The sequence below is a fragment of the Kosakonia sp. R1.Fl genome, assembly GCF_023516815.1.
Taxonomy (GTDB): domain Bacteria; phylum Pseudomonadota; class Gammaproteobacteria; order Enterobacterales; family Enterobacteriaceae; genus Kosakonia.
This window is the reverse complement of sequence record NZ_JAMGSQ010000001.1, coordinates 5,052,743-5,064,018: the sequence shown is the minus strand read 5'-3', so window position 1 is coordinate 5,064,018 and position 11,276 is coordinate 5,052,743. Positions and strand designations below refer to the sequence as shown.

General features: G+C 55.2%; 10 protein-coding genes. 6 read left to right on the top strand and 4 right to left on the bottom strand.

Going from position 1 to position 11,276, the window contains the following annotated elements:
• Positions 1-68: 68 nt before the first annotated feature.
• A complete protein-coding gene (locus M8Q36_RS24040; protein WP_249882640.1) occupies positions 69-1,778 on the bottom strand; it encodes a pectate lyase in 1,710 nt (569 codons plus the stop codon).
• A gap of 73 nt (positions 1,779-1,851) precedes the next feature.
• Entirely contained in the window at positions 1,852-2,553 is a 702-nt protein-coding gene (locus M8Q36_RS24035) for an oligogalacturonate-specific porin KdgM family protein (RefSeq protein WP_249882639.1), read from the bottom strand.
• Positions 2,554-3,365: 812 nt separating this feature from the next.
• Between M8Q36_RS24035 and M8Q36_RS24030 the strand changes: the two genes are divergently transcribed.
• Entirely contained in the window at positions 3,366-3,902 is a 537-nt protein-coding gene (locus M8Q36_RS24030) for a helix-turn-helix transcriptional regulator (protein ID WP_249882638.1), read from the top strand.
• Between the two features lie 52 nt (positions 3,903-3,954).
• Here M8Q36_RS24030 and M8Q36_RS24025 read toward each other — a convergent pair whose 3' ends face one another.
• Together M8Q36_RS24025 and M8Q36_RS24020 are read right to left on the bottom strand one after the other, a co-directional pair.
• Entirely contained in the window at positions 3,955-4,848 is an 894-nt protein-coding gene (locus M8Q36_RS24025) for a proline iminopeptidase-family hydrolase (protein ID WP_249882637.1), read from the bottom strand.
• An 84-nt stretch (positions 4,849-4,932) separates the two neighbouring features.
• The gene (locus tag M8Q36_RS24020; RefSeq protein WP_020456888.1) at positions 4,933-5,688 is read right to left on the bottom strand and encodes a LuxR family transcriptional regulator; all 756 of its coding nucleotides are present in this window, start codon (positions 5,686-5,688) and stop codon (positions 4,933-4,935) included.
• Positions 5,689-5,953: 265 nt separating this feature from the next.
• Here M8Q36_RS24020 and M8Q36_RS24015 point away from each other — a divergent pair, with 265 nt between their 5' ends.
• Genes M8Q36_RS24015 through M8Q36_RS23995 form a run of 5 tightly spaced genes read left to right on the top strand, consistent with a single transcriptional unit; the run spans position 5,954 to position 11,243 of the window.
• Positions 5,954-6,892, top strand: coding sequence for an ABC transporter permease (locus M8Q36_RS24015; RefSeq protein WP_017455762.1), 939 nt, complete (start codon positions 5,954-5,956; stop codon positions 6,890-6,892).
• The gene (locus tag M8Q36_RS24010; RefSeq protein WP_020456890.1) at positions 6,889-7,734 is read left to right on the top strand and encodes an ABC transporter permease; all 846 of its coding nucleotides are present in this window, start codon (positions 6,889-6,891) and stop codon (positions 7,732-7,734) included. Before M8Q36_RS24015 ends, M8Q36_RS24010 begins: the two co-directional genes overlap by 4 nt.
• Positions 7,731-8,711 carry an ABC transporter ATP-binding protein gene (locus tag M8Q36_RS24005; RefSeq protein ID WP_045508747.1) on the top strand — a complete coding sequence of 327 codons (981 nt, stop codon included), beginning with the start codon at positions 7,731-7,733 and terminating at the stop codon, positions 8,709-8,711. The genes M8Q36_RS24010 and M8Q36_RS24005 overlap by 4 nt, the downstream gene beginning before the upstream one ends.
• A complete protein-coding gene (locus M8Q36_RS24000) occupies positions 8,711-9,748 on the top strand; it encodes an ABC transporter ATP-binding protein (protein WP_249882636.1) in 1,038 nt (345 codons plus the stop codon). Before M8Q36_RS24005 ends, M8Q36_RS24000 begins: the two co-directional genes overlap by 1 nt.
• On the top strand, positions 9,729-11,243 hold the full coding sequence (locus M8Q36_RS23995) for an ABC transporter substrate-binding protein (protein WP_249882635.1): 1,515 nt from the start codon (positions 9,729-9,731) through the stop codon (positions 11,241-11,243). The genes M8Q36_RS24000 and M8Q36_RS23995 overlap by 20 nt, the downstream gene beginning before the upstream one ends.
• The last annotated feature ends 33 nt before the right edge of the window (positions 11,244-11,276 follow it).

The window sequence follows — 11,276 nt, the reverse complement described above, 5'->3', positions numbered from 1 at the left end:
ATAGCATGCGAAGAGCAAAACAAGGCGCAGGAAAACCTCCCACGGGCGCGCCGTGAGAGGTGAGGGGGTTACTTTTTACCGTTAGGTTTCAACTGCTCACCCGGTTTGAGCATGAACAACTCATCATCGCGGGTGGAGTAGCGCACGGTGCCATCGGCCAGCAGATATGCGCCTTCGGTAAAGCCCGCGCCGTTGATAAATGGCGCAACCGCATCAAGTTTGCCGCGCATGGCCGCTTCCAGCGCCAGCAGTGCATAAGGCGCGATATTGTCGACATTGGCATAGATATACTGGGGATCATCGATGAAAAAGTTATTCAGCCGTTTCGTTGCCAGAATATTGTCCGCCACTTTATCAGCCAGCGTCAGGTATCCTTTGTCGCCAGTAGATTGCCAGAGATCGATCAGCGCAAAAATGGCATATGGCTCGCTGTTTTTGGTGTTCAGATCCAGCTTGCTGTTTTTACCGCCCGGCTCACCGATATCACCCAGCCCCTGGCCTTTGGCAATGCCGCGCGCCACTTTCCACATCTCTGCGTCCGGTGCCAGTGTCCAGGCGCGGGCATAAGAGAGCAGGAATTCATTCCCCGCCGGGTAAGGCTTCAACACGGTGCCTTTCTTGCCGTAGTAACCATCGCGCGGCAGCGTGTAGTTCGACAAGTCGGTGCCGTTTGCCAGCATCGGGCGGAAGGTGTTGGTTTTCTCATCATAGGCGTAATGCGCAAAGGCTTTCAGGCCATCAAGCGTCCACTTTTTGATGTCGTTGCCATCCGCGCCCAGCGATTTTGCCAGCGCTAACTGCATCAGGGCGTTTTCGGAGTAGAGCGTGCTGGTGCGGCCTTTCAGCATCATATTGCCTTCCAGCGCGTCGGAGCCAAATTCCGGGCCAAACTGACGCTGTGCGCGATCGCCATACTTCGAGTTAGTATCCGTGTCGTCGGTGGTTTCGGCGCGTTTCAGTGCTTGTGTAAACTGATAAACACCCAGCCCGGTCTTTTTATCGCGCGGCAACACATACTGCTCCGCCAGTCGCTTCGCCCAGGTGAGCGCGCCTTTTTCACCATCGTATTGATACAACAGCGAAGCAGAATAAATTAAGTCATTGCCGGCGTTAAGAAAGCTCAGCCCTTTGGTGGCGAAGAACGGCGGTTGCTGTTCAAAATGGCTGGCCCACAGTTTGCCCATCTCTTTGCCGTATTCACCGTGGCGGCTGGTTTCGAGGATTTTCCAGTCGTACACATGTGCGTTCCAGAACGCGCGGATAAAGCGGGCGGTTGCCGGTTTATCCACGGCAAACATCAGGTCGTAGTATGGATAAGCATTTTTCAGTTCATGGACCATCTCTTTTTCGCTTGGCCCTTGTGGTTCAAGCGTTTTCAGATCGATAAAGCGGTGCCCGCCCCATAGCAGCAGCCCGTTTTTGTCCTGGTAGTGCTGGAAGTAGTAACGGACATTATCTTCCGCCCGCTTTTTATATTTCGCATCTCCCGTCAGGTTGCTCAGGCCAACCAGCACGCGCATCAGATTCTGCTGTGCGGAGAAGTTGGAAAGTACCGCCGTTTTTCCGTCCGGAAAGACCCACTCCATCTGCTTACCGGTGCGTGGATCAACGCCATCCGCCAGCAGCGGCACATTGCTGTGATATTTGTCACCGGCTTTCTCGATGACCGTATCGGCAAACGCTTTTACACTGCTTAACCGCGCGCTCTCCTGCGCAAATGCCGTGCAGGAGAAGGTACCGAGAAGACCGACCGCCAGTGCTATTTTTGACAGTTTCATTATTCGCCTCTTAGATAAAAATAAGGATTTCTGCCGAAACCCTTATTTATGTTTGCTACCCTGCAATTATTTATTAGAAATTATATTTCACGCCGACACGATAACGTGTCTGACGCTCATCGGTATATTTGCTGCCGGAAACGTTGCCCACCGCAATATACGGCGACCAGTTTTTATCAAGTTTGTATGTCAGTTTGAAATCGTGCGTCCAGTCGTAGTTTTCATTATCTGCAATCAGCACGCCAGCGGATGTGGCGTGTTTGTAATCCAGTTCGTAATCGAGTTGGTAATCACCAAAAATTTTCCACGATACGGCGGCAGTGAGGTTATAGCCGTTTTCGCTGGTGTCTTTTGCCGTGCCGATGTTGTTGGAGTTACGTTTGAAGTACGGGCGGTAGCGCAGCGTTGCGCCAACGTCATTGCTAAAGTTCATTTTGCCGCGCAGGTACGGGCGATAGTTGTTCGACGTGGAGCTACTGTCGAGTGAGAAACCCGGCTCAATCTGGAAGGTGGGGTTAATTTTATAGACATAGCTGGCAACCACTTCGGTACCATTACTTACTGTTTCGTGGTACGCCTTATCTTTATTTTGCGAACCTTTCCATTTGCCTTCCAGCGATAAACCAAAACCGTTAGCAAAACGGTGCGACATTAATAAACGATCTTTGTGATTATTACCGCCGCTATCATTTAATTCATGGCGATAATCAAATGTTACCGCCTGGGCGGCAATACTGATAAAAGGTACAGTAACTAATAACAAAGTGCGCAACATAATATCCCCTATTATTTATAGTCAAAAGGTACAAGATGTTCTCTGCGAAAAATGCAGATAGTTTTAATTCAAAGAGGAATGGTAAATTCACTCTCAGTGCAAATTGATATAATTAGCAAGCATAATAATTATTCCGGATATAGTTTCGTGACCGTTATTACTGATAACAACAGCAACGCTAACGTTACTTTTAAAGTGGCGTGTGGTGCCGGGTGCCTCCCGGTGAATTGAGTGCCGATCGCCTCAATCCGTCCATAAAAATGAAACTTTATTGAGAATAACCTCATATCAGCATGACCCCTCCGCTTAGGGGGATTCACCACACAAAATACGGTTTTGTCTGCATCAAGATATCTTCATCCTATCAAGTGGAACGGACTTTTACACATTTTGAAATAGTGTTTTGAGACTGAGATCGAACATTTAAAAGTAGAATGAAAATTAATATTTTGCCGGTTATAAAGATAATCTTAATTGGATGAAATCATTTAAAATCAAATGAATAAGCTAGCTACATACAAGGACGTATGTATGTGGTTTCGTACGCTTTAGTGCGGTAAATAAATAGCGCAGTAAATTTATTCCTGGAATAAAAGGCGAACATTTGACACAAAATGCAATACACTGAGCACATCAGGGAGAGTATGGAAAGGAAAATCAGGGTGATTTATGTTGTCGCAAACTAAACAAACATTAAACGAGCCAGCATCACGCTTGATCTGACTGAACACATCCCGCACATTCAGGAAAAAAGACCATGCCTCCGTTAGCGGAGAGGAAAATAATAAAACATTACCCTCTGGAGTACCTACATGACTATCTACGGGAAGGATCGCCTTTTCATTTATGGTATTGAGAAAATACTCAGACAACTTAACAGGGAAAAGGGCAGCCGTTTTTGCAGTGGTGCGCCTGCTATATATGTCACCACGGGAATGGACATCGTGGAAATGTACTCGCTGTTTTTCTCCCGTCCGCCCGCGCACTACTCTATTTTTATCTCCTCAGAACGCCATTTTGACTCGCTGTCGCTACTTTTCCCGGGCCTTGTGAAACTCTGTCTGGCCGAAAGGTTACGCGTCGAAGAGTTGCGTCAGGCGCTGGAAGTGATGAGCTTGTTATCTGCACAGAATCAGCAGCCGGGTTACAACCACGGTGCGTTTAAATTCACCAGCGCCGAACAGCAAATAATGCGCCTGCTGCTGCGTGGATATTCTGTGGAGGATATCGCCCGCATTCGCGGCGTCAGCCCGACCACCGTCAGCGTACAGCGCAACGGGTTAATGAAGCGCACCGGTACCAAAAGTTTGCAGGCGCTTTGTTCGCTCTATACCGCAATGCGCGCATAAAAAAAGCGCCTGGCCGGCGCTTAACAACACAACCTGGTGTGGGCAAACAGCCTCAGCATGTGGCCAGTAAAAAGTCGCTGACGGTCTTCATGCACAACGGCCGCTCTTCGACGTGGGGCATGTGGCTTGAGGATTCAAAAATCACCCACTGCGCCCCGGTAATATGGTCTTTGAAAGGCTGCACAACTTCCGGCGTGGCCTCGTCGTAGCGCCCGGAAATCAACAAAGTCGGCACGCGCACTTGCTTTAACCGGTCGATAATCGTCCAGTTTTTCATGCTGCCAATGACGTGGAATTCGGTGGGGCCATTCATCGCGTGGTAAACGGTAGGATCAGCTTCCATGGCGTCAAAGGTGCGTTGCACCTCCGCAGGCCACGGGTCGAGCCGACACACATGGCGCTGATAAAATACCCGGCTTGCCGCTTTATACTCTGCGCTATCCACCGTACCCGCCGCCTCGTGGGTCAACAACGTGTCCTGCACATCCGGCGGTAATTGCGCGCGCAGCTTCGCCGCGCCTTCCAGCCATAGCGCCATCGAGGCCGGTGAGTTGGCGATCACCATCGCTTTCAGCCCCTGTGGCTGCGTCACCGCATGTTCTGCCGCCAGCATGCCGCCCCAGGACTGGCCGAGCAGCGCGTAGTTATCGGCAATTTCCAGCGCCTGCAGCAGATGGTTGAGCTCATCAAGAAAAAGGCCGGGTTGCCAGAAATCGGGGCTTTTATCCGGCAGATGGGTTGAACGACCATTACCCACTTGATCGTAGTGGATCACCGCCCGTCCGGTTTCAGCGATATCTTTGAACGCATCAACGTAGTCGTGAGTACAACCGGGGCCGCCGTGGGCCACTACCAGCGGCGTCTGCCCGTTTTGCAGATCGCCGCAGATGCGAAACCAGGTCTGATACTCCCGGAAGGGAACGTAGCCTTCGCGAATGGTATACATAGTTGACGTCTACCCTGTTAAGTGAACTGGCTTTCAGGGTAGAACGCCGAAGGCGGCGCTGAACACTAGCAAAATTGCTAGTTATTAGCTGTCGAGCAGACGGTAGTGCAGCGCCCGCACCACCGCCTGTACGCGGTTGGTCGCGCCAAGTTTTTTCGCCGCCGTATTCAGATGCAACGTCACGGTTGCCACCGAGCGGTGCAGCTTGCGGGCAATCTCTTTCGCCGTTAATCCTTCGGCTGACCACGCCAGGCACTCGCGCTCGCGGTTGCTTAATTTGACATGGCGGCACGTGAGCATCGAGGCGTCAAACAGCGGGAAGGCAGACTCCTGAAAACGGTGGGCGATAAACGTTAATTGCGCCAGCGTGTCGCTGATATCGCGCGCTTGCTGCTGGCTGGCAACAATGCCGGTCAGGGTGACAAACCCGCCGTGTGGCAAATGCAGCGGCACCGTGGCACCGCAGGGCATATTGTGGTCGCGCATGTAATGCGTCACTTCCTGGGCGTTATCATCCAGCCTGCCATGCAGCGCCCCGCTGTCAGGGCGTTGATAGGACCAGACAAACGGCGCGCAGCTTTCCAGTGCGAAGTGTTGCACCGGGTCGACCTGGTAGTAACCGCGCTCGCACCACAAACGACGCATATCTTCCGGTACGTTACGCATCTCCAGCAGAGACGGGGTAATAAGCGCCCCTTCCAGCGAGCGCGGAACCGGCGTGTAGTCATAAATCACCGCGTCAAAACCCAGCGCCTGCGTCTGGGTAAATAGCCCGGCAAACGCCTCCTCAAGCCTGCTGCCATTAGCAGCAGCAGGGTTTTCAATGTTTATTCGCATCATTCCCCCTCATGGTTGACGGTGCCACGCCACGGGCACGCTTTGTGCAGACTTCTCCCGTAGCGTGAGGAAGGTATGCAATTCCGGTGCCGTCACGCGGGAGAGGCAAAACTAGTATTTTTGCTAACTACCCAGCCTCCATTGATGCCGCTAGCGTAAAGAAAACGCCCGACAAACAAGGCCGGGCGCAGATAACCAGGGGAGTGGCGCACCATCGCGAGGCGTTTTTTTAACCTTACGACCTCGCATGCACCACAGGAGAATGCTGATGCACCGTTACCGTTTTCTGTTATTCCGGCCATTGCAGCTACTGCCGGTGTTGTTGGGAATAAGCATCATCACCTTTGCGATGGTGCGCGCGATCCCCGGCGATCCGGCGCGCATCCTGCTTGGTGTGCGCAGCACGCCAGCGGCACTGGCGCGCATCCGTGCGCAGTTCGGTCTGGATGAACCCCTGTGGGTACAGTATGGCTACTTTCTGCGCAATCTGGTGCAGGGCGAGCTGGGAAAATCGATCGTCTACCGCATCGATACCCTAAAACTGATTAGCTCCCGCCTTGAACCTACTTTGTGGCTGGTGCTTGGCAGCGTGCTGCTGGCAGTTATTTTTACGGTGCCGTTGGCCGCGCTGGCGGCGCGTCAGCGTGGGCGCATCGCCGACCAGCTTATTCGCCTGTTCACCACCGCCGGCCTCGGTTTCCCCGCCTTCTGGCTGGGCATCATGATGATCATTGTTTTTAGCGTGGTGCTGGGCTGGTTCCCGGTTTCCGGTTACGGCAGCGATTTTGCCGACCAGTTGCACCATATGGTGCTGCCGTGTCTGACCGTCGCGCTGGCGCTGTCGGCGGTGTTGATCCGCAACCTGCGCGCCAGCCTGCTGATGGAGATGAGCAGCGATTACGTGATGGCCGCCAGAGCGCGCGGGCAGCGGGAAAACCGCATCTTCTGGCGGCATGTGTTACCCAACTCACTGGTGCCGACGCTAAACCTGCTGGCGGTGAATATCGGCTGGCTGATTGGCAGTACGGTGGTGATTGAAAGCGTGTTTGCCATTCCGGGCCTGGGGCAACTGCTGGTAAAAGCGATTTTCAGCCGTGACTACATGGTGGTGCAGGGCGTGGTGATGGTATTTGCCCTTGCCACGGTCGCCGTCAACTTGCTGGCCGACGTACTGACGGTAGCGCTGGATCCGAGGGTGAAACTATGAGTGCTATCAGCGTACTGACCGTGTTACGCCGCCGCGCTATTCCACAGCAGCATGCCCTTGGCGTTGGGTTGTTGATTGTCGGCTTGTGGCTGTGCGTCGCGTTATTCGCCCCGTGGCTGGCACCGTTTGATCCGATAACCCAGGATGCGACCGCCAGCTTGCTGCCGCCAGGGAGCGCACATCTTTTTGGCACGGATAACTTTGGCCGCGACATCTTCTCCCGCGTGCTGTGGGGCGCGCGGGTGGATCTGCAAATCTGTCTGCTGGGCGTTATCTTTCCGTTTCTGCTCGGCACCACGCTCGGCGCGCTGTCAGGCTACCTGGGTGGCGCGGTGGATGCGCTGATTATGCGCATTATCGATATCGTGCTGGCGTTCCCGTTTCTGGTGTTGATGCTGGCGATTATCGCCATTCTCGGGCCGGGTCTTGGCAGTTTTTACATCGCGATGGCGATGGTTGGCTGGGTCTCTTACGCCCGGCTGGTGCGGGCGCAGGTATTAACCCTCAAGCAGCGTGATTTTGTGCTGGCGGCGCGTAGCCTCGGCTATGGTCATGCCCGCATTCTGTTTCGCCACTTGCTGCCTAACGCCATGACCGGCGCGCTGGTGTTTTCCATGTCGGATTGTGTGCTGGTGCTGTTAAACGGCGCGGCGGTGAGCTACCTCGGTCTTGGCGTACAACCGCCGACGGCCGAGTGGGGGGTGATGGTGGCAGAAGGGCAGAGTTTTATCACTACCGCCTGGTGGATAACCACCTTTCCGGGGCTGGCGATTGTTCTGCTGGCAATGGGCTTCAGCCTGCTGGCGGATGGTCTTGGCGACAAACTGGGAGCGCGCGTATGAGTTTACTAAACGTCTCGCAATTGACCATTTCCCGGGGGGATGATGGCGCGCTGGTGGATAAGGTCTCTTTCCGGCTGCAGGCCGGGGAAATGCTGGGGCTGGTGGGCGAGAGCGGTTCCGGAAAAACCGTGACCTGCCGGGCGCTAATGCGACTGCTGCCGGGGCAGGGATTGACGATTAGCGGTGGCGAAGTGTGGTTTGGCGGGCGCGATCTGTTGTCGCTTAGCGAAGCGCAGATGTCGGCGGTGCGCGGACGGGAAATTGGCATGATTTTCCAGAACCCGGCCAGCCACTTAAACCCGGTAATGACCATTGGCGAGCAGATTGCTGAAAGCCGCCGCCTGCATTTCGGCGTTAACCGTCGGCAGGCAAAAGAGGATGCCAAAGAGCTGCTGCGCCAGGTGGGCATTCCCGATCCGCAAAACCGCATTAACAACTATCCGCACGAATTTTCCGGCGGTATGCGCCAGCGCGCGATGATTGCCGTGGCGCTGGCACCGGAACCGTCGCTGCTGATTGCCGATGAGCCGACCACCGCGCTGGATGTCACCGTGCAGATGCAGATCCTGCGTTTGCTCAGCACCCTGCGCGAGCAGTTAGGCCTGGCGGTGGTGATGATCACCCACGATCTCGGCGTGGTGGCGCAAACCTGCGATCGCATTGCGGTGATGTACGGCGGGCGTTTATGCGAAGTGGGCGGCAAGCGCGAAGTGCTGGCGCAGCCGTTGCACCCGTACACGCGCGGATTGATTGATTGCCAGCCCTCCAGCGAAGGTGGGCAGGGACGGCTGGTCACCATCAATGGACAACCGCCGCTGGCAGGGAGCTTCCCGACCGGCTGCCGCTTTCATCCACGTTGCCCGCAGGCGAGCAGCGCGTGCCAGCAGCAGCCTTCGTTACTGTTCGGGCGCGACAGCCTGACGCACGCGGCAGCGTGCCATCACGCCTTACAGCCACTGACTCAGCGGGAGGGATAATGTCGACACCGGCAAACTGGCCTTTGCTGGAAGCGGATAACGTCTCAGTCACGTTTCCGGTTTCCGGCGGGTTGCTCGGCAAAAAACGCGTGGTCCACGCGGTAAACCAGGTGACGCTCAAAATCCACGCGGGTGAAACGCTGGGATTAGTGGGCGAATCCGGCAGCGGTAAAAGCACGCTGGGGCGGGCGTTGTTGCAGCTAGAAAAGATCAATGATGGTGAAGTGCGTTTCGATGGTCACCGCGTTACTCACGGTCTGAAAAGCGACATCGCACGGCTGCGCCTGCAAACGGCGATGATTTTTCAGGATCCGTTCGCCTCGCTTAACCCGCGGCAGACAATAGGTGAGAGCATCAGCGAAGTGCTGCGCGTCCACCAGAAAGTGCCGCGCGACCGGATTAGCGCACGGGTTGAAGAACTGCTGACGTTGGTCGGCTTGCGCCCGGAGCACGCCGCAGCCAAACCCGGCCAACTGAGCGGCGGGCAGTGCCAGCGGGCGGGGATTGCGCGGGCGCTGGCGATCGAACCCCGGTTGATCGTCGCCGACGAGTGCGTGGCGGCGCTGGATGTCTCCATTCAGGGGCAGATCGTCAATTTGCTGATGGATCTGCGCGAAAAAATGGGGCTGGCGATCCTGTTTATTGCCCACGATCTGGCGATTGTGCGCCGCCTGTGCGATCGGGTGGCGGTGATGTACCTCGGGCGGATCGTCGAAGAAGGCCCCGCAGAAGCCGTCTTTGCCCATCCGCGCCACCCTTATACCGCTGCGCTGGTCTCCGCCATCCCGGAAATCGATCCGGATAAACCGTTGCCGCAGGAGACGCTTACGGGCGAGCCGCCGAGCCCGGTTGCCATTCCACAAGGTTGCGCCTTTCATCCGCGCTGCCCTTACGCGCAGGTGCAGTGCCGCACCGGCGCATTACCCCCGACCCGGCAGATTGCCGATCACGCCTGGACCTGTGTGCTGACGCACGCAGGCGAGAAGAGTGTTTTTCCTTTGACTGAGGGATCCTTTGATGAAGCACAAGCAAGTTAAGTTATTGGCAGCCAGCGTTTTTCTGGCGCTCAGTGTGGTCAGTGAAATGGCGCAGGCGGCTGGCGTTCTGACGATTGGCCGTCGGGAAGACAGCACCACGTTTGATCCGATCAAATCGGCGCAGAACGCGGATAACTGGGTCTTTTCCAACGTTTTTGATCCGCTGGTGCGCGTCGATAAAACCGGCACCAAACTGGAACCGGGCGTGGCGGAAAGCTGGACCATTTCCCCGGATGGCAAGGTCTATACCTTTAAAATCCGCGATACCAAATTCTCTGACGGCACGCCGGTAAGCGCCAGCGACGCGGCCTTCAGCCTGCTGCGCATTCGTAGTGATGAAGGATCGCTCTGGCGCGACTCGTACAGCATTATTGATAAAGCCGAAGCGCCGGATGCGCGCACGCTGGTGGTGACGCTGAAATCACCCTCTGCGCCGTTCCTGTCACAGCTGGCGCTGCCGAACGCGTCGGTGATCTCCGAGAAAGCGCTGAAAGCCGAAGGTGAAGAAACCTTCGCGGAAAAACCGGTCGGTTCCGGCGCGTTCAGCGTAAAAGAGTGGGTGCGCGGCGAAAAAATCGTGCTGGTGAAGAACCCGAACTACTGGCAGGCGAAGAATGTCAGCCTTGATGAAGTGGACTGGCTGACCATCCCGGATGACAACACGCGTATGTTGAAAGTGCAGGCCGGCGAACTGGATGCCGCGCTGACGGTGCCGTTCTCGCGCATTGCCTCGCTGCAAAAAGATAACAACCTGAAGGTGGAGCTGGATCCGTCAACCCGCGAAGATCATCTGCTTATCAACCATTCGCACGGCGCGCTTGGCAAAGTAGAGGTGCGCCAGGCGCTGGACTTTGCCATCGATAAAGACGCGATTGTCAAAACCGTGACCTTTGGTTACGGCCAGGTGGCGAACTCCTATGTTCCGGCCGGTGCGCTCTATCACTACAACGACAATTTGCGTCGCCCCTACGATCCTGAAAAAGCGAAACAGATGCTGAAAGCGGCGGGCGCTGGCGATTTGACGCTGAATTATGTGGTTAACGCCGGGGATGAGGTGGATGAGCAAATAGCCATTTTACTGCAACAGCAGCTGGCGAAAGCGGGTGTTAAGGTGAACTTGCAGAAAGTTGACCCCAGCCAGAGCTGGGACATGCTGGTGGCCGGTGAGTACGATATTTCGGTGATGTACTGGACCAACGACATTCTCGACCCGGATCAGAAAACCACCTTTGTGCTCGGCCATGACACGAACATGAACTACATGACGCGTTATAAGAACGACAAAGTGAAAGCGCTGGTGGCAGCGGCACGTGTCGAAATGGATGCGAAAAAACGTGAACAGATGTATATCGAGCTGCAAAAAATGGCGAAAGCTGATGTGAACTGGATCGATCTCTACTACAGCCCCTATCGCAATGTGACGCGGAAGAATATTGAAAGTTTCTACCAGAATCCGCTGGGGCGTTTCTTCCTTGAAGATACGGTGAAAAAATAGAACAGGCTGCCGGGTGCGCATTGCGTCACCCGG